The sequence below is a fragment of the Streptosporangium sp. NPDC000239 genome, assembly GCF_040300765.1.
Lineage (GTDB): Bacteria > Actinomycetota > Actinomycetes > Streptosporangiales > Streptosporangiaceae > Streptosporangium.
Genome location: NZ_JBEPEI010000004.1, coordinates 152,395 through 169,426, shown reverse-complemented (window position 1 = coordinate 169,426; position 17,032 = coordinate 152,395). Strand labels below are relative to the sequence as shown.

Below are 17,032 nucleotides of genomic sequence, written 5' to 3'. Positions count from 1 at the left end.
TGCTTCATGGCTGCGCCACCCGTTGTTGATCTCCCGTTCGTCGACGAGCGGTTGGCGCAGGACCTCGCCGACGGACTGGCGGAGGTCGAGAAGCTGCTGCGGTCCTCGGTCGAGAGCCGGGACTCCTTCGTCACGGAGGCGTCCCGGCATCTCATCGAGGCGGGCGGCAAGCGGTTCCGGGCGATGCTCGTGCTGCTGGCGGCCCAGTTCGGCTCGTCCGGGGCTTCGGGGGTGGTTCCCGGAGCCGTGGTCATCGAGCTGACCCATCTGGCCACGCTGTACCACGACGACGTGATGGACGAGGCCCCGGTGCGCAGGGGGTCACCGTCGGCCAACGCCCGCTGGGACAACACCGTGGCCATCCTGACCGGCGACTATCTGTTCGCCCAGGCCTCGGAGATCCTCGCCGATCTCGGCCCCGAGGTCATCCGCATCCAGGCGCAGACGTTCTCCCGGCTGGTGCGCGGGCAGATCCGCGAGACCATCGGCCCCCGTGAGGGCGAAGACCCCATCGCCCACTACATCGAGGTGCTGGCCGACAAGACCGGGTCCCTGATCGCCACCTCCGGCCGGTTCGGTGGCCTGTTGAGCGGCGCCGCTCCGGAGGTCGTCGACCGGCTGACCAGGGCCTGTGAGGCGATCGGAATCGGCTGGCAGCTCGGTGACGACCTGCTGGACGTGGCCTCCGAGTCCGCCGAGTCGGGCAAGACGCCGGGAACCGACCTGCGTGAGGGCGTTCACACCCTGCCGATGCTGTACGTCCTGGCCTCGGAGTCGCCGGAGGACGCGCGCCTGCGTGAGCTGCTGGCCGGGCCGGTGGCCGAGGAGGACGTCGAGGAGGCTCTGCGCCTGCTGCGCGCGCACCCGGCCATGGAGCGGGCCCGCGCGGAACTGGTCTCCTGGATCGATCGGGCACGCAAGGATCTCTCCGGCCTTCCGGACATACCCGCCAGAGCCGCCTATCTCGCCCTGTGTGACTACGTCATCGAGCGCTCGGGCTGATCCGCCCATCGGGGCGTACGGCCCCGCTGCGGGCTTTCCAGCGGCTTTCCGGCCAACCCGACTTTTCTGGATTTTTCGTCTTTTGTGGATGGGTGGGCTGTGCCAGCCGGCCCGGCTCCTCAGTGCTCCTCAGCGGCTCGTCATCCCCGCGGGCTGAGCCGTGACGCTCTCGCGTACGGCGCGGCGGGAGCGCCGGGCCGTACGGAGACCGTCCCAGGTGAAGACCGACAGGGCCAGCCAGACGATCGCGAACCCGACCCAGCGGCTGGCCGGCATGACCTCGTGCACCACGAGGATGCCGACGAGGAACTGCAGAACCGGGGCGATGTACTGCAGCAGCCCGACCGTGGTGAGCGGCACCCGCAGCGCCGACGCCGTGAAGAGCAGCAGCGGGATGGCGGTGATGACGCCCGCCCCGACGAGCAGCAGGGCGTGCCCCAGGCCCTCGGTCCCGAAGGTGTTCTGCCCCTGCCCCTGCAGGAAGGCCAGGTAGCCGAGCGCGGGAAGCAGCAGCACCAGGGTCTCGACGGCCATGCTCTCCGCGGCCCCCACCTGCGCGATCTTCTTGACCAGGCCGTAGGTGCCGAAGCTGGCCGCCAGCGTCAGCGCGATCCACGGCGGCCTGCCGTAGTCGATGGCGAGCAGCAGGACCGCTACGGCGCCGAGCCCGACGGCTCCCCACTGCCACGGCCGCAGGCGCTCCTTGAGCAGCACGACGCCGAACAACACGCTCACCAGCGGGTTGATGAAGTAACCGAGCGCGCTCTCGACCACATGTCCGGCGTTGACCGCGTAGATGTAGACACCCCAGTTGACCGTGATGATCGCGGCGGCGAGGGCGAGGAGGGCGAGCTTCCTCGGGGTGCGCAGCAGTTCACGGAACCACGACCAGTGGCGCCGCACGGCCAGGATCACGACGACGGCCGCGAGGGACCACACCATGCGGTGGGCGAGGATCTCCAGGGCTCCGGAGGGCTTCAGGAGCGGCCAGTACAGGGGAAACAGCCCCCACATGCCGTAGGCGGCGATGCCGTAGAGGACCCCACGTCGTGATTCAGGCATGTCCCCCATTTTTACTGCTTACGCGATTTAACACAAATTAGTGATACTTGTCCGACGATTAAGGTGCGCTTAAGGGAACACGGGGGCGGCCAGGATGGTTCCTAGCTGGTGAGAACGTGTCAGAAGGAGGTTCGCAGCATGGGCTGGCTGTTCGGCAAGGACAAGACTTCCATGGTCGTCCCGGAGAACGCGCTGCCGGGCCGTACCACCCCGATCGCGGTGCCCGCACGCCACGCGGTCCTCGACGCCCCGCTGGCTCCGCCGTACCCCGAGGGAACCGAGATCGCCGACTTCGGCCTGGGCTGTTTCTGGGGCGCCGAGCGCAAGTTCTGGCAGACCCCGGGCGTGGTCTCCACCTCGGTCGGCTACGAGGGCGGTTACACGCCCAACCCGACCTACGAGGAGGTGTGCACCGGCCAGACCGGCCACACCGAGGTCGTTCGCGTGATCTTCGACCCGTCCCGCGTCTCCTACGAGGAACTGCTGCGCGTCTTCTGGGAGAACCACGACCCGACCCAGGGCATGCGCCAGGGCAACGACGTCGGCACCCAGTACCGCTCGGCGATCTACTACCACTCGCCCGAGCAGGAGAAGTCCGCCCTGGCCTCCCGCGACGCCTACCAGAAGGTGCTCGACGAGGCGGGCTACGGCAGGATCACCACAGAGATAGCCCCCGCGGGCGACTACTACCACGCCGAGGAATATCACCAGCAGTACCTCTACAAGGTCCCCAACGGCTACTGCGGCATCGGCGGCACGGGCGTGGCCTGCCCGGTGGGCCTGGTGCCGACCGAGGAGTAGCTCTCCAAGGAGTACCGGTCTTCGGATGTGGGGCGCTCCGTTGTTCGGTCCGCGTCGCGGTGAGACCACGTGTGTCGGGCACCGCCTGGTTACACTCGACGCATGAGCGTGATGCGTGAGGAACTGCACCACCTGGTGGACTGCCTGCCCGAGGAGAAGGTGGCCCCTCTGCTTCGCCTTGTGCGTGACCAGTTCGATGAGCGGCCGGTCATCCGTGACCTGCCGTTCATCGGGATGCTTGAGGCCGAGCCAGATTTCGCGGAACGCTCTGAAGAGATCTTGCGCTCGGAGGACAATCACTCTTTGTGATCGTCATCGATTCAGGGCCTTTGGTCGCAGCAGTCAACATCCGGGACCGGTATCACGACCTCTGCGCCAGGCTTCTGCGGAGCCACTCCGGTCCGCTTCTCGTTCCCACGACGGTCGTTACGGAAGTCTGTCAGCTCATAGAGAGACGGCAAGGAAGCAAGGCGGAGGCGGCGTTTCTCAGCTCCTTTCGGGCTGGGTTGGTTCTGGTCCAGGTCACCACCGAGGATCTGGACCGGATGAGCGAGCTTGTGGAGGTGTACGCCAACCTTCCGCTGGGTGCTGTCGACGCCTCCGTGGTCGCAGTAGCTGAGCGGCTTGGCTTGACCGAGGTGGCCGCACTCGATCGCCGTCATTTCACCGTCGTACGCCCCCGGCATGTGGATGCATTCACTCTCCTGCCCGAACGGCTCTAAGCACGAGATCGAGGACGCGTCTGGTGTCCTGTACGCGTATCGGTTACTGCGGTTTGGGTGGGACGGCGTGGCCTGCCCGGTGGGCTTGGTGCCGACCGAGGAGTAGCTCCACGGCGCTCCGCCGTATGGCTCGCGCTCAACTTTCTGGACACGGGTCGTCTGCTGTCTGGTCATGGTTGATCTGAGGTCGTCCGTCGTATCGGCTGTTCGAACCTGGGTCGTCGCCGACAACTCGGTGAGGGCGGACAGCGGTGCGGCTCATGATGTCGGCTTTGCCGACCAGTAGCGGTGTTCACTTCTCGGGAACAGGACTTAAGGGTCCTTGTGTCACCGAGAAGTGGTACCAAAAAATGGTACCGTCGGTCGTATGGCTGAGACACGGCTTCGGCTGCCGGATGAGACGTACGAGCAGATCAAGCAGATCGCCGGGAATGACGCGCAGAGCGTCAACTCGGCGATGGTGGTGGCCATCGAGGAATACATCGCCCGACGGAGGCGGGAGCGCTATCAGACGATGGGCCGGAAGATCGCTGAACGAGACCGGGAGTTGCTGGAGCGGCTCGCTCGATGACGCTCTATCCGACGACCTCGGACCTTCTCGCCTTGGCCGAGGTGGTGCTGCCCGAGGTCCTTCTCCGCGACGGCGGCCAACTGCACGCAGCCGTGCTGCGCCCGCAGACCACCGTCTTCGGCGAAGACGCCTATCCGGACCTGTGGGAGAAGGCTGCGGCTCTGATGCAGAGCATTCTGATCGGGCACCCTCTGGTGGACGGTAACAAGCGGCTCGCCTGGGCGGCGTCCGTCGCCTTTCTGGAGGACAACGGGGAGATCCTGGAGTATCAGGACGTGGACGAAGCCGAAAGGCTCGTCATTGCCGTGGCGACGGGCGAGCTGGAGGACATCCCCGATCTGGCGCAGCGACTTCGCAAACTTCGTGAGTGAAGACCGACGCACGATTGGGTTCGCCACCTCACCTCCGACGAGCTGCGCGCCTTCACTCTCGAACTGGTGGAGGCGCTCTCCGACGCCGCGGAACTGGATGTCGACCTCACCACACAGGAGGTCATCGCGGGCTGGCGGGCGACCGCTCGGATCAAGGCCGATCCCGCCCATCCCGCCCATTACGCCCAGGCTCGCAAGGCCACAGGCGGTGACTACGGGCCGGTAGAGGTTTCGGCGTGAGCCCGAAACGCGGTGACCGGGTCACGGTCCCGCCTCCGGATGACGAATGGGGCATCCGGTTCGGTGCCAGTGATGCGGTCAAGGGGTGGGAGGAACTGTGCCGCCACGCCCTGGGCAACACACGCCGATGTTTCGAGGCACCGCGCGCCGATCCCCGCTCACGAGCGGATCACGAGCGTCGACATCGCCTACGCGGTGACCTCGCGACTCATCGTCATAATGGCCAGGACCTGGAGCAATGGGAATTCGAGATCACCAGCGGCGGGCGCGTCCGCTATGTCATCGATGACGCCACTCGCACTGTCTGGATCGTCCATGCCTCACCCCGTCACCCGAAAGACACCGACACCTGAAGCCGGAGATGGGGAGCCGATCAGGTGATCCTTTGTCCGGGCCGCGACAGTTGTCCGGCTCAAGATTGAAAAGAGGGAGAGCCGGTGAGGTGGGAGCAGGGGCGTGCCGCACTTGAGGGCATGCTCGGCCGCGGTGAGATCGAAAGAGTGGCGGCGAGCCGAGCATAGGCGGAGGAACTGCTGGCTCAGGCCCGAAAACACATGGTGACGGCTCGCCTTGCGATGGAATCGGATCCGAGTGGCCGGTGTCGGCCGAGGCGTGGCTCCGCGCCTCTCGCCGTACGGCTCGCCCGGGGACGAGCCGTTTCGCTGCCTGGACTTCATCCGGTAGTTCGGCGGCGGATCAGCGGATGGTTCCCCAACCGCCATCCAGATGCCGGGTCACGGGCCGGTGCGGAAGCGTCGTGGGCACCGGAGATCGGCCGTGGACCTCCGTACGGCGAGCCGTTCGGCGAGGTGGCGCGTTCCGCCGCCGCGAACGGTCGTGCGTCCTGCAGCAAGATCCAAGTCGCTTGCAATCGCGGTCCGGAATCCTGCTGCCGTACATCACACCGGGCCGTCACGCAGGAGCGTCATGCGCCGGGGCAGGTTCATGCCGGGGAATCGCAAGGGCCACGAGGCGTCCGGCAAGCTGCCGCGACCCCGTCGCTCCTTCTGCTGACGCGATCACCGGCGGGTGATCGACCGGGTCGGGTTCGGCGGTGCGGGCCCTCGAACGAAATCGCGAACGGCGGCCCTCGAACGAGATGGGGAGGCAGTGGACACAGGCATCATGCCATTGGTCGGGATCGTGTTCGGAGCGGTGTTCATCGGGACCAGCGTCCGCACCATCACCGTTGGACGGTGGTTACGGCGGCACGGGGCGCGGGTGCCGGGCGTCGTCGTGAGACTGCGCCGGTCCGGCGGCCATCACAGGGGTGTGTACTACCCCACCCTGCGGTTCCAGACGGTGCAGGGTTCCGTGGTGGAGATCGAGTCGGATCTGGGCTTCAACCCGTCGCCGGTTCGTCCGGGCCAGCAGGTCATGGTGGTCTACGACCCCGAGCGGCCCCAGCGTGTCCGTGTGGACGGGATGGGCGGCGGTGGCGTGCTTCACGGCGCGCTGTTCCTGATCGTCGGGGTGGTCGTCCTGGTGGTCTCCCTGTTCTTCACGGTCAGGGCCTGGTTGTGAGGACGACCACTGCGGCATCGGGGGCGCCGACGTCCGGCTGGGGCTCGTCCGGGTCCCACGGTGCGGAGGTACGGTCTCGGGCCGTTCGGGGTCTCACGTCGCTGTCCTGTGGAGGAAGTCGACGACGCGGGTGTTGAGGTCGGCGGCCTCGTGCCACGGCATCGCGTGGTGGGACAGGCCCGGCAGTACCGCGATCTCCGCGTGGGGGAGAAGGCGTGCGGCGGCGGACGCGACGCGGTGCGGGAAGTGCGCCCTGCCGCCGCCGGCGAGGAGGATCAGGGTCGGAGTCGTGAGCGCGCGCAGCGATCCGGGCTTGGGCCGCCTCCCGGTCACGATCCTCGTGTCCGGGAACTCCGCGGCCAGGCCGTAGAGCCGCAGCCAGGCGGGGTCGGCGTGCGCGCCGCCGGTCTCCCATGCCAGGAACGCCCGCGCGCGCGAGGCCGTCGGCCGCGCGAGGGACGGCAGCGCGCGTGCCAGGTATCCCGCCCGGAACCCTCCGAAACACTGTGTCGGATCGAGCAGGACGAGCCGCCGGACCCGCCGGGGCGCGTGGAGACCGTACGTCAGGGCGATCCACGCGCCGTAGGAGTGCCCGCACACCGCGGCGTTTTCGACCCCGAGCCCGTCGAGTACCCCGTCCAGCCAGCCGAGCAGGTCACGGACGTCGCGAGGGGGACGTTCGCCTCGGACGCTCCGTCCCGGCTCGCCGATGCGGTCCACGGCGTACACCCGATGGCGGTGCGCGAACGCGGCGACGTTGGCGAACCACATCGCCGCCGTGGTGCCACCGCCGTGCAACAGGACCAGCGGTGGGCCGTCCACGGGGCCGCACGCGTTCACCCGTGTCGTGCCGTACACCGACGGCAGATCGATCGACTCGACCCGGACCGGCCAGCGCCCGAGGACCGTGTCGTAGGCGGAGAGGAAGGCCGTGTTCCCGTCGTCGGACATGCCCACCCCGATAAGTGTCTCGCTCGGCAATAATCTCGTTGAGCGAGATAATGCCATACTGGGGCGGTGACGAGGAGCCGGGAGGGCGGCGGGGACGTGTACGAACAGGACGCCGGGATGCGGGTGGTCCATCTGCTGCGCGCCATCACCGTGGAACTCGACCGCATGGGAGAGAGGTTCGCCGCCGGACACGATCTTCATCCGACCGATGTGCGCGCGCTCATCTGCCTGCTGGACGCCGCCCGTACGGGCACGCCCGCCACCCCGGGAACGCTGGGGGCGAGTCTCGGCCTCAACTCCGCGGGTACCACGGCGGTGGTCGACCGGCTGGAAAGACTCGGTCACGTACGCCGGGAACGCGACACCCGGGACCGTCGGCGGGTGCTGCTGAAAGTGGACGAGAGCGCCGTCGCGCTCGGATGGGGCTTCTTCGGCCCGCTCATCCACGAGATCGTCGCCGTCATGGGCCGGTTCGACGCCGCGGAGCAGGCGACCATCGAGCGCTTCCTCGGCGTTGTGCACGAGGCCGTCGCCCTGGGGCGAACCGCCCAGGACTAGGTTCCGCGTGTCATCGGCGATGCCTTACCAAGGTCGGCCGCTGCCCGCTGCTGTCGTTCATGGTCTTCGGAGGGAGCGGTTCATTCGCCGGGCGTAGGGGTCCGTGCTCGGGGTGGAGGCTCGGCCGCGGTGCCGCCCCGTCGGTAAGTTGTTCGGTTCGATCTCTTCGGCCGGAGCGAACAAGGCGGGTTGGTTTTGTTCGGGTTACATCGACTCAGCCGAACAAAATCATGGGAGAGCCGGTGTCAGGACCGGGCAGACCGTCCAGGGCGACTGTGTGCCAACGTCTCGACGAGGCCGTTCGAGAGCTTCGTGACCGTCTGGGTGGGCTGCCTTCGCCTGCTGAGGCGGAGGACATCTGGTAGCAGGAGGCTCACAACAGCACTGCGATCGAGGGCAACACGCTCGTGTTGCAGGAGGTGGAGAAGCTCCTTGAGGAGGGCCGGGCGGTAGGCGCGAAGCCTCTCAGGGACTACATGGAGGTGAGGGGGTACGGCGACGCCGCGAAGTGGGTGTACGGGCAGGCGCTGGAGCCGGGAGACTGGCAGAACGGAGATCTCATCACGCTCCAGGAGATTCGGCGATACATCACACCGCCATGTCGCTCGTGTGGGCTGTGGACCCTCACCCGCACGCCACTCCTGCCGAAGGCCCGGGGAACTTCCGGCGACATGAGATCGCCAAGTTCCCCGGGGGTGTGAAGCCGCCGTCATGGCCGGAGGTCGACTCCCGGATGCGGGACTGGGTGAGGATCGTCGATGGCCTCCGCGGTGAGTCCGAGGAGCCCCTCCCCGAACGCTTGGCACATGTTCACAATCGGTTCGAGCAGATACATCCGTTCCTTGACGGCAACGGGCGGACGGGTCGTTTGGTGCTCAACTTGGTACTCGGCAGGATCGGCTATCCACCGGCGATCATCTACAAGCGCGACCGTGACAAGTATCTGCAGGCGATGCGCCGAGCCGACAATGACGAGTTCGGCCCGTTGGGTGAACTCGTCGCACGCAGCGTGACGACGAATCTGTATCGCTTTGTCATGCCGGCGATGGCCGGTCCGGTCAAGCTCGTCCCCCTGCCCGCCCTCGCGACACGCGACGTCACCGAGAACGCCCTCCGGGTGGCTGCCGCACGGGGGCGCCTGCATGCGGTCAAGGGCGACGACGGGATGTGGCGCAGCAGCAAGAAGTGGGTGAACGACTATCTCAAGTCAAGGCACCGCAGGTCGTGATGCGTCCGCTGCGGATGAGAAGTCGCCCAGGTGGCAGGACCGCTGAAGAGGTTCGGCGTCTCGGCCTGGACGGTGATTCGCGAAGCCGGTCGTCTCGCCGCTGCGGGATCGCCGATCCGTGGGTGATCCAGGTGGGCACCGTACGGCGGGTCAGGGCTGGGCGTGGCGGGTGAGGCCGAGGGTGGCGATGAGGTCCTCGTGGAGTTCGAACCAGACACGGTGGCAGGAGTCCACGTCGGTGCGGTCGACCCAGGCGCCGTCCCCCGCCTGTGCGCGTGCCAGGGCCGCGGTGAAACGTGTGTCGTATCCGCGGAACCGCGTGAGGACGTGACCGAGCCGGCCCACGAGCGGGGTGAGCGCCCGGCCGACGCAGGCGAGTTCGTGGAGGACTCCGGCGTCCCAGGTGGGGTCGGAGTGGTCGTTGACGGCGAGCCGATCGTTGGCGGCGGGCCGGAGTTGCCAGTCGGTGCAGGCCTGCAGCAGGAGAGCGTTCAGCGGGAGGAACCTGCGGTGGACGTCTCGGACCTCGTCGGCGGCGCCCGCGAGGGTGAGTTCGGCCGCGAGCCGGCGCTCGTTCTCGGCCCGGCCGGCTTCGGTCAACGACCAGCCTCTGGTGTCGGCGAAGGAGGTGTGCTCGACCCAGCCACGGCTCTCGGCCTCGCGTAGTACCTCTTCCGCCGTGGCCGTGTCGAGCCCGTACCGGCGGGCGATCACCGGGGTGTCCGCGAACCCGGTGACGCGTACGGCGTGCAGGATCAGGAGGTCGGGCGAGGAGTCGTGTGTCATGAGCCGGTGTCCTGTCGTGCGGTCAGGCGGGTGTAGTGCTGCTGGCATGCCTGCGGGGAGTTGAACCCCATCACGTGCGCCATCTGCGCCCAGGTCAGGCCCGCGCTTCTGGCGATGAACAGCAGGGCGGATTCGAGCCCTTCGACCTCGGCTCGTGCGGCGGGCAGGAGGGCGAGCGCGTCCAGGATGCCCTCCGGGTCCAGGTCGGCGTTGCGCCAGACGGCGAACTGCACGAGGTCGACCGCCGACAGCGGGGCGGGCGGGGGACGCCACGGACGGGCGTCGAGCTCGTTCGCGCCCAGGTCAAGAAGCCGCTCACGCGCGTCCCGCTCACGCCCGGCCTGGGCGTGGTCGGCGTGCGCGCCGGAGGCGATGTCGTCCTTGCGTGACATGCGTCCCAGCATGCACAATCAACAAATTGTTGTCAACGTTATATTGAAGGGCGAAGCGGATGATCGTTTCCCTTGGGGAGGCCGTCGCCGACACCTGCGGGGGCAAGGCCGGTGCGCTCGGCGCGTTGCTCAGGGCGGGTCTGCCGGTTCCCGACGGCTTCGTCGTCCCGTTCGCCGCCTACCTCGCGGCCGGACCGGACGACGCCGACGCGGCGCGGCAGGAGATCGGGGCCCGCCCGGTCCCCGCCGCCGTGATCGACGCGCTGGGGCGCGCGCTGGACGAGCTCGGCGAGCCGTCCGTGGCCGTACGGTCATCGGCGGCGAAGGAGGACACCGGTCAGGCGTCGGCCGCCGGTCAGCACGAGAGCTTCCTCGCCGTGCACGGACCCGACGAGGTCGCCGAAGCCGTAGGAGCCTGCTGGGCCTCGCTGTTCTCCCCGCGTGCCGTCGCCTACCGGGCCGGCTCCGGCTGCGACGACCTTCTGATGGCCGTCATCGTCCAACGCCACCTGGACGCCGAGGTGTCCGGGGTCATGTTCACTTCCGCGGGTCCGGACGACGTGACCCGGATCGAGGCGTCCTGGGGTCTCGGCCCCAGTGTCGTCGAGGGCAGGGTCACCCCTGACGCCTACCGTGTCTCCCGGGACGGGTCGGTCATCCGTACCGTCGCGGACAAACGGCGGCGTCTTGACCGGAGGGGCACGCGGCTCGTCGTCCACGACGTGCCCGTCGCCGCCCGGGACCGGCCGGTGATCGACGACGCGACCGCCACGCGGCTGGCCGAGCTGGGCGAACGGATCGCCGCCGTGCTCGGCGGCCCGCAGGACGTCGAGTGGGCGATCGCCGACGGCCGCGTCTGGATTCTGCAGGCACGGCCGGTCACCGCCGCGCTCCCGCCACCCCTCTCCGGTGCCTCGGACGTCACGGCCGCCGGGCTCGCCGGGACGCCGGGCAGCCACGGGACCGTGACCGGCACCGCGAGGATCGTCCGTGGTTTCGGCGACTTCGCGCGGGTGAGCCCGGGGGACATCCTCGTCTGCCCCTTCACCGACCCTGCCTGGACGCCGCTGCTGCGCGTCGCCGCGGGAGTCGTCACCGAGACGGGAGGCGTGCTCTCCCACGCCGCGATCGTCGCCAGAGAACACGGCATCCCCGCCGTCCTCGGCGTTCCTGACGCGACGAACAGGCTCCGCGACGGCGCCGTCATCACCGTCGACGGCACCGCCGGAACCGTCACGGCCGACCACCTCCGTCCGAGAGGAGACGGGGCCCCCGCCCCTGACCACGCATGACGACCAGACACCTCTACCTCGTGCGTCACGGCGCGGCCGACGCGTTCGGGGAACTCACCGACACCGGGCGTCGGCAGGTGGGCCTGCTGGGCGAACGGCTCGCGGGTGTACCGGTCGACGTCGTGTGGCACTCTCCGCTACCGCGTGCCGTGGCGAGCGCGCGTGAACTCGCCCGTCGTCTACCGGACGTGCCGGTGATCGAGGCCGCCGAACTCGTCGACCATGTGCCCTACGTTCCCACCGCGGCTGAGACGCCTCCGTCCTGGGCCGGCTTCTTCGACGGCTACGACGATGCCGAGGCGGCCTTCGGCCAGAGCCTCGCCGAGGCCCTGGTCGCCCGGTTCGCGAAGGTCACCGGCTCGGCCGAGAAAGCTCCCAGGTCCACCCACGAGGTTCTGGTGACGCATGCCTATCCGATCGCGTGGCTGGTACGGCACGCGCTGGACGCGCCGCCGTCGCGGTGGCTCGGGCTGAACAGCGCCAACACCGCCCTGACGGTCATCGAGTACCGCGACGGCCTGCCACCGACGATCGTGATGTTCAACGACATGAGTCACCTCCCGCCCGGCCTGCGCTGGACCGGATTCCCCGAAGGCGTCAGGCCGTGAGATCACCAGGCCCGGACTGTTCAAGGCCAATCGGCAGGGGTTTCTGTGTGGGCGGAAAGCGCCGAATTCCGGCCCGGGTTCACCTGGTTCGTTCCGCGTTCAATTGAGCCTGGGCTTTTTTCGGCGAGGGTTTCTCCGCGCGGTCACGCCTTCGGCGTTTTCTCTGCCGCCGACGAAAAGTCGTGACGCGTTCGTCCGCGGCGTCGGCCGGGCTTCCCCGGCCCCGGAGAAGAGGAACGGGCCCACGGGCGATTGCGCCGATCCCGTGGGCCCGTTCTCGTCAGGTGGTCGTTACTCGACGGAGCAGAGCCTGCCGTTGAGGGCGAACCTCAGGGGGGCGGGCTGGGCGCCGCTGTAGGAGGCGGTGAACCCGATCTGGGTCGTCGAACCCGGGTTGACGACCTTGTTCCACTGCTTGTTCGTGCCGCTGATCCGCGAGCCGTTCTGGGTCCAGTCCGCGGACCAGCCCGAGGTGAGCTGCGCGGACGACGCCGGGTAGTCGACCGACAGCGTCCAGCCGTCGATCGGGGTCGTGCCGATGTTACGCACGTTGATCTCCGCGTTCAGCGTCGAGCTCCACGTCGCCGCGCGGTAGGAGACCGTGCACGTCGGGGTCGGGGTGGGGAAGCCCTCCCTGGCCAGGACGGACAGCATGGAGGACGGCTCGCTGAGGTTGCCGGCCTCGTCCTGGGCGACCACGAAGTAGTTGTAGCGCCGCCCGACGACCACGTCGGACTCGGCGAAGTTCAGGATGCCGGAGGACGAGATCGTGCCGACCCTGTCGTAGGCCGAGGGGTTCTCACGGTAGACGTCGTACTCCTTGACCCCGACGTTGTCGGTCGAGGGCTGCCAGCAGAACGTGGCGCCCCGGTAGTCCTGCAGGCAGGCGTCCTGCAGGCCGGTCGGCCGGCTCGGCGGCACGCGGTCGCCGGGCTTCGGGGACGGCGAGGGCGACGGGGTCATCCCGGTCAGCGCCGGCACCGTGATCAGTTCGGACGGCGGGCTGACGTTCCCCTCCGCGTCCCTGGCCACGACGTACAGCGTGTACCGGCGGTTCAACTCGCCGGAGACGACGCTGCTCGGGTAGGTCGTGGTGGCGGCGAGGACGAAGCCGTCGACGTCCAGGCGGTACACGTCGTAGATGACGCCCCCGCTTTCGTCCGACGAGGCGCTCCAGCAGATGGAGGCGTAGCCGGTCTGGGTGACGGGGGCGAGTGGCACCGGGCAGTGCCACAGGCCGACAGGGCGCGTCGGGGAGCCGGGATTGGTCTGCGTGCTCGTGGGGCTGGGGCTGGGAGTGGACGCGTGGGCGATGCCCCCCCACGGGGCGGCGGCCATGCTGATCGCCAGCATGGCCGTCAGTAACGCCACCGTGAGAAACCCGAGGCTGAGGAGGACCGTCCCGGAGGATCGTCTGCCGATTTGCATGATGTCCCTGTCGAATCGTCTTTTGGCGTTTGTCCCCCCGCGGTGATTGTGGAGTGTTTTTGACATTCCGTAAAGTCACGATTTTGCAGGCTGGCGAAAGCCCAGGTCCCGCCGTACGACGTCGGTCGGCGCTTGGCGCGTCCGGCACGGGCCGCCGTCACCGGCCGTGCCCGCAGGCGCTCGACCTCCGTGGCGGAGAGAGCGCGGGGCGGCCGCCCAGGCCGTCATCGCCCCAGGTCACGCCCAGCTCGGGCGGTGTGACGCAGTTCACGTCACGTTCCCGGCCCCTGACCGGTTCTCAGCGGGCGAGAAAGGGAGAGACAGATGACCCATCACATCGTGGTTCTCGGAGCGGGGTACGCGGGGCTGGTCGCAGCCAAGCTGGCGGCGCGACAGAAGGGGACCAGGGTCACCCTGGTCAACCGGCGGGACCACTTCGTGGAGCGGGTACGGCTGCACCAGCTCGTCACCGGTCAGCGTCTTCGTGACCTGCCGCTGGCCGACCTGCTCGCGGGCACCGGGGTCGAGCTGGTCGTCGACACGGTGACCGGGATCGACGCCGACACCCGGACGGTACGGCCGGCGCACGCCCCGGAGATCGGCTACGACACACTCGTCTACGCGCTGGGGAGCCAGGCCGACCTGAGCCCGGTGCCCGGAGCGGCCGAGCACGCCCACACCGTCGCCACCCTCGACCAGGCCGAGCGGCTCAGGGCTCGGCTGCGGGACGGCGGCACCGCGGTCGTCGTCGGGGGCGGGCTCACCGGCATCGAGACGGCGGCCGAACTGGCGGAGTGCCTGCCGGAGGTGAAGGTACGGCTGGTCACCGAGGGGGCGTTGGGCGGCGCGCTGTCGCGGCGGGCCCAACGGCACCTCAACGCGGCCTTCGGCCGTCTCGCCGTCGAGGTGCGCGAGCATGCCAGGGTGGCCGAGGTGCACGGCGACCACGTCACGCTGGAGGGTGGAGACCGGCTCGGTGCCGACGTCACGATCTGGACGACCGGCTTCCGGGTTCCCGAGCTGGCGCGCCAGGCCGGGTTCTCCGTCGACGACGACGGGCGCATGCTGGTGGACCCGACGCTCCGCTCGGTCTCGCACCGGGAGGTGTACGGCATCGGCGACGCGGCGGCCGTGCGCACGGCCGACGGCGTGGAGTTGCGGATGGCCTGCGCGACGGGGCTTCCGGTGGCCCAGCAGGCCGTACGGGCGATCACCGCGCGTCTGGCGGGGCGGACGCCCGATCCGGTGCGCTTCAGGTACGCCAACCAGTGCGTCAGCCTGGGCCGCGACGACGGTCTGATCCAGTTCGTGCGCGGGGACGACAGCCCGGTCGAGATGGTGCTCACCGGGCGGACGGCCGCCGTCTACAAGGAGGCCATCGTGAGGGGCACCGTCATGGCGTTGCGTCACCCGTGGATGCCGACGCGGATGCCCGGACGCTGACGGGCGCGGGGGCGTCGTCAACAGTCAGGGGGATCCTCGGTAGGCCGCGAGCGGGACCGGTGGATCACCTCCCAGGGGGACGATCTTCACCCGGGGTACGACCAAAAATTGATCTTCACCGCGCCGCCTCTCTGAATGTGATCGCACGCAGAAGGGAACCGATGGAGATGAAGATGAGGACGTATGGCAGGGTCGTGCCCCTTGTGGCGGCGACCGCCGCGGTGGCGGCACTGACCGTCGCCTCTCCCGCCTCGGCCGCGTCCACCGCGGCGGTGACGATCAGGGTCGAGCGGGCCTACTCCGAGAACGTGCCGGAGTGGGGCACGCAGTTCACCTGCCCGACGAACCAGGTGCTCACCGGCCGTTCGCACACCGGTGACGAGAACGCCTGGACCACGTACTACTGCAGCTGGATCCTCATCAACGGCGAGCAGGTCCGGGTGTCCCTCGGGGACTGGACCCCCGGCCAGAAGGAGAGCAGGTCCAGCTACAGCGCCCCGGCGGACCAGGCGCTCGTCGGCCGTTCGCACACCGGTGACGAGAACGGCACCACGCGCTACCGCACCGCCACGCTGTCCTGGCAGGGCCGTCCGGTACGGCTCACCGGCGCCGTCTGGAGCGGCGACCTCAAGGAGAGCAGGCACACCTTCCAGGCGGACTACAACCGGGTCCTCGTGGGCCGTTCGCACAGCGGTGACGAGAACGGCAAGACCCGCTACCAGCACGCCCTTGTGACCTTCGAGGGCTGATCCGCCCATCGTCGGCCCGGTCGCCGAGGTGATCGGGCCATCCCGGCGGGAGACGGGTCCTGTGGCCGTCATCGCACAGGCCGTGCGGGTCCGTACGAGGCCGCGCGGTTCCGCGCAGGTTCACGCGGGTCCGTGCCGCACCGTGATCCGTGTCCCGCCTTTCGGCCGCAAACGCACGCAGAAGGGAACCGAGAAGATGAAGACGAGGACGTACGGCAGGGCCGTACCCGTGGTGGCGGCCGCCGCCGCGGCGGCGCTGACCATGGCCTCTCCCGCCTCGGCCGCGACGATCAAGGTCGAGCGCATCTACCAGGAGACCGTGCTGGAACGGGCGGACGCCTTCGACTGCCCGGCGAACCAGGTGCTCACCGGTCGTTCGCACATCGGTGACGAGAACACTAGGACCACGTACTACTGCAGCTGGATCTTCATCAACGGCGAGCAGGTCGAGGTGCACTCGGGAGACTGGACCGCCAGCCAGCGGGAGAGCAAGTCCAGCTACATCGCCCCCACGGACCAGGCGCTCGTCGGCAGGTGGCACACCGGTGACGAGAACGGCATGACGCGCTACCGCACCGGCGCCCTGTACTGGCAGGGCCGTCAGGTGCGGCTGACCAACCTGACCTGGAGCGGTGAGTACAAGGAGAGCAACCACAACGCGCAGGCCGGCTACAACCAGGTCATCGTCGGCCGTTCGCACAGCGGTGACGAGAACGGCAAGACCCGTTACCTGTACGCCACGGTGACCTTCACGGAGTGATCCGAGGCCCCCTGTGACCCTGATCGCCGCCGACACCCCCCACGGCGGCGATCAGCCGTTTTCCGAGGTGCCCGCCGTACGGCGAAGGCTGTCAGGTCAGGGGGCCCGCGAAGACGATGATCTCGTCGATGTCTCCGGCGGTGGTCACGTGAACGACGTCCGTGCCGGACAGCACGGTCTCGCCGTCGGCCGTCTCGTAACGCCAGCCGAACCTCGCCCACTCTCCCGGGGCGTCCACCCGGGTCGTCCTGACGAGGCGCCCCGGCCCGGCGGGGTGGCCGTGGACGACCTCGGTGATGAAGTCGTTGACGGCCTCACGGCCGGCACCCCGGCCGAGCGGTCCCCAGAAGACGACGTCGGCGCTCACCGCACGGCTCAGGAGGGTGGCGCGACGCTCGGGGTCGGAGGTGGCGGTGGCCTCGACGAAGACGTCGATCGCCTGCGCGTGGAGATCGTGGAGATCGTCGCCCATGGCCCCGGGTCCTTTCGACGGTACGTTCCCGACACGCTACAGCGAGCGTACGACGGTCAAGATGTCCTAGGT

Annotated in this window: 23 protein-coding genes; 17 read left to right on the top strand and 6 right to left on the bottom strand. The window is 68.7% G+C overall.

Features of this window, described 5'->3' with window-relative positions; genetic code table 11:
* Positions 1-6 precede the first annotated feature (6 nt).
* Positions 7-1,002, top strand: a complete 996-nt coding sequence (locus ABT340_RS12995) for a polyprenyl synthetase family protein (protein ID WP_352010908.1) — start codon at positions 7-9, stop codon at positions 1,000-1,002.
* Positions 1,003-1,131: 129 nt separating this feature from the next.
* Here ABT340_RS12995 and rarD read toward each other — a convergent pair whose 3' ends face one another.
* Positions 1,132-2,064: an EamA family transporter RarD gene (gene rarD / locus ABT340_RS12990; RefSeq protein WP_352010907.1), complete on the bottom strand. Its 933-nt coding sequence runs from the start codon at positions 2,062-2,064 to the stop codon at positions 1,132-1,134.
* A 138-nt stretch (positions 2,065-2,202) separates the two neighbouring features.
* Here rarD and msrA point away from each other — a divergent pair, with 138 nt between their 5' ends.
* The 8 genes from msrA to ABT340_RS12950 all read left to right on the top strand — a co-directional run bounded on the left by msrA (position 2,203) and on the right by ABT340_RS12950 (position 6,293).
* Positions 2,203-2,865, top strand: coding sequence for a peptide-methionine (S)-S-oxide reductase MsrA (msrA, locus tag ABT340_RS12985; RefSeq protein ID WP_352010906.1), 663 nt, complete (start codon positions 2,203-2,205; stop codon positions 2,863-2,865).
* 102 nt (positions 2,866-2,967) lie between these two features.
* Positions 2,968-3,174, top strand: a complete 207-nt coding sequence (locus tag ABT340_RS12980; protein WP_352010905.1) for a hypothetical protein — start codon at positions 2,968-2,970, stop codon at positions 3,172-3,174.
* On the top strand, positions 3,171-3,587 hold the full coding sequence (locus ABT340_RS12975) for a type II toxin-antitoxin system VapC family toxin (protein WP_352010904.1): 417 nt from the start codon (positions 3,171-3,173) through the stop codon (positions 3,585-3,587). The genes ABT340_RS12980 and ABT340_RS12975 overlap by 4 nt, the downstream gene beginning before the upstream one ends.
* A gap of 367 nt (positions 3,588-3,954) precedes the next feature.
* Positions 3,955-4,158: an Arc family DNA-binding protein gene (locus ABT340_RS12970; protein ID WP_352010903.1), complete on the top strand. Its 204-nt coding sequence runs from the start codon at positions 3,955-3,957 to the stop codon at positions 4,156-4,158.
* Complete coding sequence (locus tag ABT340_RS12965; protein WP_352010902.1) at positions 4,155-4,529, top strand: type II toxin-antitoxin system death-on-curing family toxin; 375 nt, start codon at positions 4,155-4,157, stop codon at positions 4,527-4,529. The genes ABT340_RS12970 and ABT340_RS12965 overlap by 4 nt, the downstream gene beginning before the upstream one ends.
* A gap of 66 nt (positions 4,530-4,595) precedes the next feature.
* Positions 4,596-4,769, top strand: a complete 174-nt coding sequence (locus ABT340_RS12960) for a hypothetical protein (RefSeq protein WP_352010901.1) — start codon at positions 4,596-4,598, stop codon at positions 4,767-4,769.
* A complete protein-coding gene (locus ABT340_RS12955) occupies positions 4,766-5,122 on the top strand; it encodes a hypothetical protein (protein WP_352010900.1) in 357 nt (118 codons plus the stop codon). The genes ABT340_RS12960 and ABT340_RS12955 overlap by 4 nt, the downstream gene beginning before the upstream one ends.
* Before the next feature lie 772 nt (positions 5,123-5,894).
* On the top strand, positions 5,895-6,293 hold the full coding sequence (locus tag ABT340_RS12950; RefSeq protein ID WP_352010899.1) for a DUF3592 domain-containing protein: 399 nt from the start codon (positions 5,895-5,897) through the stop codon (positions 6,291-6,293).
* A gap of 93 nt (positions 6,294-6,386) precedes the next feature.
* On the opposite strand, the gene ABT340_RS12945 is transcribed toward ABT340_RS12950, so the two are convergent.
* Positions 6,387-7,244, bottom strand: coding sequence for an alpha/beta fold hydrolase (locus ABT340_RS12945; RefSeq protein WP_352010898.1), 858 nt, complete (start codon positions 7,242-7,244; stop codon positions 6,387-6,389).
* A gap of 66 nt (positions 7,245-7,310) precedes the next feature.
* Between ABT340_RS12945 and ABT340_RS12940 the strand changes: the two genes are divergently transcribed.
* The 3 genes from ABT340_RS12940 to ABT340_RS12930 all read left to right on the top strand — a co-directional run bounded on the left by ABT340_RS12940 (position 7,311) and on the right by ABT340_RS12930 (position 9,030).
* On the top strand, positions 7,311-7,802 hold the full coding sequence (locus ABT340_RS12940; RefSeq protein ID WP_352010897.1) for a MarR family winged helix-turn-helix transcriptional regulator: 492 nt from the start codon (positions 7,311-7,313) through the stop codon (positions 7,800-7,802).
* 407 nt (positions 7,803-8,209) lie between these two features.
* Positions 8,210-8,503, top strand: coding sequence for a hypothetical protein (locus ABT340_RS12935; RefSeq protein WP_352011283.1), 294 nt, complete (start codon positions 8,210-8,212; stop codon positions 8,501-8,503).
* Positions 8,401-9,030: a Fic family protein gene (locus ABT340_RS12930; RefSeq protein WP_352010896.1), complete on the top strand. Its 630-nt coding sequence runs from the start codon at positions 8,401-8,403 to the stop codon at positions 9,028-9,030. The genes ABT340_RS12935 and ABT340_RS12930 overlap by 103 nt, the downstream gene beginning before the upstream one ends.
* Positions 9,031-9,180: 150 nt before the next feature.
* Here ABT340_RS12930 and ABT340_RS12925 read toward each other — a convergent pair whose 3' ends face one another.
* On the bottom strand, positions 9,181-9,816 hold the full coding sequence (locus ABT340_RS12925; RefSeq protein ID WP_352010895.1) for a transcriptional regulator: 636 nt from the start codon (positions 9,814-9,816) through the stop codon (positions 9,181-9,183).
* A complete protein-coding gene (locus ABT340_RS12920; protein WP_352010894.1) occupies positions 9,813-10,208 on the bottom strand; it encodes a DNA-binding protein in 396 nt (131 codons plus the stop codon). The genes ABT340_RS12925 and ABT340_RS12920 overlap by 4 nt, the downstream gene beginning before the upstream one ends.
* 59 nt (positions 10,209-10,267) lie before the next feature.
* On the opposite strand from ABT340_RS12920, the gene ABT340_RS12915 reads away from it, so the two are divergent.
* Both ABT340_RS12915 and ABT340_RS12910 read left to right on the top strand, forming a co-directional pair.
* Complete coding sequence (locus ABT340_RS12915) at positions 10,268-11,500, top strand: PEP/pyruvate-binding domain-containing protein (RefSeq protein WP_352010893.1); 1,233 nt, start codon at positions 10,268-10,270, stop codon at positions 11,498-11,500.
* Positions 11,497-12,108 carry a histidine phosphatase family protein gene (locus tag ABT340_RS12910; RefSeq protein ID WP_352010892.1) on the top strand — a complete coding sequence of 204 codons (612 nt, stop codon included), beginning with the start codon at positions 11,497-11,499 and terminating at the stop codon, positions 12,106-12,108. Before ABT340_RS12915 ends, ABT340_RS12910 begins: the two co-directional genes overlap by 4 nt.
* 291 nt (positions 12,109-12,399) lie before the next feature.
* On the opposite strand, the gene ABT340_RS12905 is transcribed toward ABT340_RS12910, so the two are convergent.
* Positions 12,400-13,479 (bottom strand): cellulose binding domain-containing protein, encoded by a 1,080-nt coding sequence (locus ABT340_RS12905; protein ID WP_352010891.1) that lies wholly within the window; start codon positions 13,477-13,479, stop codon positions 12,400-12,402.
* 381 nt (positions 13,480-13,860) lie between these two features.
* On the opposite strand from ABT340_RS12905, the gene ABT340_RS12900 reads away from it, so the two are divergent.
* The 3 genes from ABT340_RS12900 (at position 13,861) to ABT340_RS12890 (ending at position 16,488) form a co-directional block, all read left to right on the top strand.
* Positions 13,861-14,979 carry an NAD(P)/FAD-dependent oxidoreductase gene (locus ABT340_RS12900; RefSeq protein ID WP_352010890.1) on the top strand — a complete coding sequence of 373 codons (1,119 nt, stop codon included), beginning with the start codon at positions 13,861-13,863 and terminating at the stop codon, positions 14,977-14,979.
* 161 nt (positions 14,980-15,140) lie between these two features.
* The gene (locus ABT340_RS12895; RefSeq protein WP_352010889.1) at positions 15,141-15,728 is read left to right on the top strand and encodes a hypothetical protein; all 588 of its coding nucleotides are present in this window, start codon (positions 15,141-15,143) and stop codon (positions 15,726-15,728) included.
* 196 nt (positions 15,729-15,924) lie between these two features.
* Positions 15,925-16,488: a hypothetical protein gene (locus ABT340_RS12890; RefSeq protein ID WP_352010888.1), complete on the top strand. Its 564-nt coding sequence runs from the start codon at positions 15,925-15,927 to the stop codon at positions 16,486-16,488.
* A gap of 91 nt (positions 16,489-16,579) precedes the next feature.
* On the opposite strand, the gene ABT340_RS12885 is transcribed toward ABT340_RS12890, so the two are convergent.
* Positions 16,580-16,960: a nuclear transport factor 2 family protein gene (locus ABT340_RS12885; RefSeq protein ID WP_352010887.1), complete on the bottom strand. Its 381-nt coding sequence runs from the start codon at positions 16,958-16,960 to the stop codon at positions 16,580-16,582.
* Positions 16,961-17,032 lie beyond the last annotated feature (72 nt).

Coding starts and splice junctions, on each gene's coding strand:
- ABT340_RS12995 (WP_352010908.1), top strand. CDS start 7: ATGGCTGCGCCACCCGTTGTTGATCTCCCGTTCGTCGACGAGCGGTTG.
- rarD (WP_352010907.1), bottom strand. CDS start 2,064: ATGCCTGAATCACGACGTGGGGTCCTCTACGGCATCGCCGCCTACGGC.
- msrA (WP_352010906.1), top strand. CDS start 2,203: ATGGGCTGGCTGTTCGGCAAGGACAAGACTTCCATGGTCGTCCCGGAG.
- ABT340_RS12980 (WP_352010905.1), top strand. CDS start 2,968: ATGAGCGTGATGCGTGAGGAACTGCACCACCTGGTGGACTGCCTGCCC.
- ABT340_RS12970 (WP_352010903.1), top strand. CDS start 3,955: ATGGCTGAGACACGGCTTCGGCTGCCGGATGAGACGTACGAGCAGATC.
- ABT340_RS12965 (WP_352010902.1), top strand. CDS start 4,155: ATGACGCTCTATCCGACGACCTCGGACCTTCTCGCCTTGGCCGAGGTG.
- ABT340_RS12950 (WP_352010899.1), top strand. CDS start 5,895: ATGCCATTGGTCGGGATCGTGTTCGGAGCGGTGTTCATCGGGACCAGC.
- ABT340_RS12945 (WP_352010898.1), bottom strand. CDS start 7,244: ATGTCCGACGACGGGAACACGGCCTTCCTCTCCGCCTACGACACGGTC.
- ABT340_RS12930 (WP_352010896.1), top strand. CDS start 8,401: ATGTCGCTCGTGTGGGCTGTGGACCCTCACCCGCACGCCACTCCTGCC.
- ABT340_RS12925 (WP_352010895.1), bottom strand. CDS start 9,816: ATGACACACGACTCCTCGCCCGACCTCCTGATCCTGCACGCCGTACGC.
- ABT340_RS12920 (WP_352010894.1), bottom strand. CDS start 10,208: ATGTCACGCAAGGACGACATCGCCTCCGGCGCGCACGCCGACCACGCC.
- ABT340_RS12915 (WP_352010893.1), top strand. CDS start 10,268: ATGATCGTTTCCCTTGGGGAGGCCGTCGCCGACACCTGCGGGGGCAAG.
- ABT340_RS12910 (WP_352010892.1), top strand. CDS start 11,497: ATGACGACCAGACACCTCTACCTCGTGCGTCACGGCGCGGCCGACGCG.
- ABT340_RS12900 (WP_352010890.1), top strand. CDS start 13,861: ATGACCCATCACATCGTGGTTCTCGGAGCGGGGTACGCGGGGCTGGTC.
- ABT340_RS12895 (WP_352010889.1), top strand. CDS start 15,141: ATGGAGATGAAGATGAGGACGTATGGCAGGGTCGTGCCCCTTGTGGCG.
- ABT340_RS12890 (WP_352010888.1), top strand. CDS start 15,925: ATGAAGACGAGGACGTACGGCAGGGCCGTACCCGTGGTGGCGGCCGCC.
- ABT340_RS12885 (WP_352010887.1), bottom strand. CDS start 16,960: ATGGGCGACGATCTCCACGATCTCCACGCGCAGGCGATCGACGTCTTC.